The sequence below is a fragment of the Paenibacillus solanacearum genome (assembly GCF_910593845.1).
Lineage (GTDB): Bacteria > Bacillota > Bacilli > Paenibacillales > NBRC-103111 > Paenibacillus_G > Paenibacillus_G solanacearum.
The window spans coordinates 1-1700 of the sequence record NZ_CAJVAS010000103.1 but is presented as its reverse complement, the minus strand read 5'-3'; the positions used below and the strand labels follow the sequence as shown (position 1 = coordinate 1700).

Annotated in this window: 1 pseudogene; it reads left to right on the top strand. The window is 45.5% G+C overall.

Annotation, left to right across the window (positions count from 1 at the left end):
* Nucleotides 1–291 precede the first annotated feature (291 nt).
* Nucleotides 292–1529 (top strand): annotated as a pseudogene (locus tag KXG62_RS33745) (IS110 family RNA-guided transposase).
* The last annotated feature ends 171 nt before the right edge of the window (nucleotides 1530–1700 follow it).

Below are 1700 nucleotides of genomic sequence, written 5' to 3'. Positions count from 1 at the left end.
CAAAAAACATTCATGAGCCTACCGCTCACAACCCTGTGATGAAAATGTTTACTACGAGCAATAGCACAACGTCTGAATCTAATGCAAACTGTCCATCCTTGTAATGGAGGGACAGAAGAAACACGAGGTCTTTAGTGGAGGTTAAAACCCCGAACAAAAAACCGTACACGGCTGATCTGAGCACAACCCATTGTCGCCATCTTCGAACGAGGGTGAGCACGTGTAAAAAAGTACAATCTTTTCTCATCAGCCTACTCTGTCCCTCCCACACTCTGTATGGGAGGTTTTTTTATGGAAGCTATTCTTGAGAATTGCTGCGGTTTGGATGTCCATAGAGATACAGTCGTCGCATGTTTACTCACGGGTAATCTAGAGGATCGCCCGAAGAAAGAAATTCGTACCTTTTCCACGATGTCCAAGGGATTGCATGAACTTGCAGCTTGGCTGTATTCGGCATCTTGCATCCATGTTGCCATGGAGAGTACCGGAGTGTATTGGAAACCCGTTTATCGAGTGCTGGAGGAGTCATGTGAAATCAAACTGGCCAACGCTCAACGCATTAAGAATGTTCCCGGCCGGAAGACAGACATTGCTGATTCAGAATGGATCGCAAAACTTCTACGCTGTGGATTGATCGAGGGCAGCTTTGTTCCGCCGGAAGACATCCGAGAGCTCCGTGACCTGACCAGATATCGCAAGAAGATGGTCAACCACGCTTCAGCTGAAAAAAATCGGATTCAGAAGGTGTTGGAATCTGCAGGCATCAAGCTGGCCTCTGTTATTTCCGATGTGTTTGGGGTGACAGGACGTTCCATCTTGAACCGACTTATGGACAAAGGGAAGCTCGATGAAGATACCGTTCGTTCTCTGGTCAAGGGACAAATCAAGAAAAAAGTTCCCCAGCTTATGGATGCCTTGCAAGCTCAGCTATCCTCTCATCAGCAATTTCTCATTTCCCAATCCTGGAAACACCTGCTGCAGCTTGAGGAAGCTATTGACCATCTTGATGCTGCCATAGACCAGCATTTGGAGCCCTATCGAGTGGAAATGGAGCTGCTTCAGACCATTCCTGGGGTGGATGTTACCGCGGCCTCCGCTATTTTGGCTGAAATAGGAGCCGACATGCTTCCATTTCATTCGGAACGCCATATTGCTTCTTGGGCTGGACTCTCCCCTGGCAATTACGAAAGTGCAGGAAAAAAAAGTCCACCCGCATCCAACATGGCAATCCCCACTTAAAATCCATTCTTGCGGAATGTGCATGGGCCGCGTCTCGAACGAAAAAAACCTATATAGCCGCGAAGTATTGGAAGTTAGCCTCCCGAAGAGGTAAAAAGAAAGCTCTTATTGCCACAGCTCACAAAATTCTAACCATCCTTTACCATATGCTCCTTCGACAAGAACCTTATCAAGAAAAAGGACCTGATTTTCTCGAACACCTTAATAAGAAGGTCCGAGCGAAAAATCTACTTAAGCAACTGGAATCCCTCGGATATAACGTCCAATTCGAGAACCTATCGAATACCTAAAATATAAATCGTAATAAATCATACTTTCAAAAAAGTGAAGCTTTGGGCTTCTCGGGCATCCTATTGCCATTTTTCAAATTGACACTATTCAAGAAGATATCTCTTTGTAGCTCTTCGTGGTATCGCTCCGCAGTCTGGTTTGGTGCTAAGAGATACATTTACGTAAAAAAA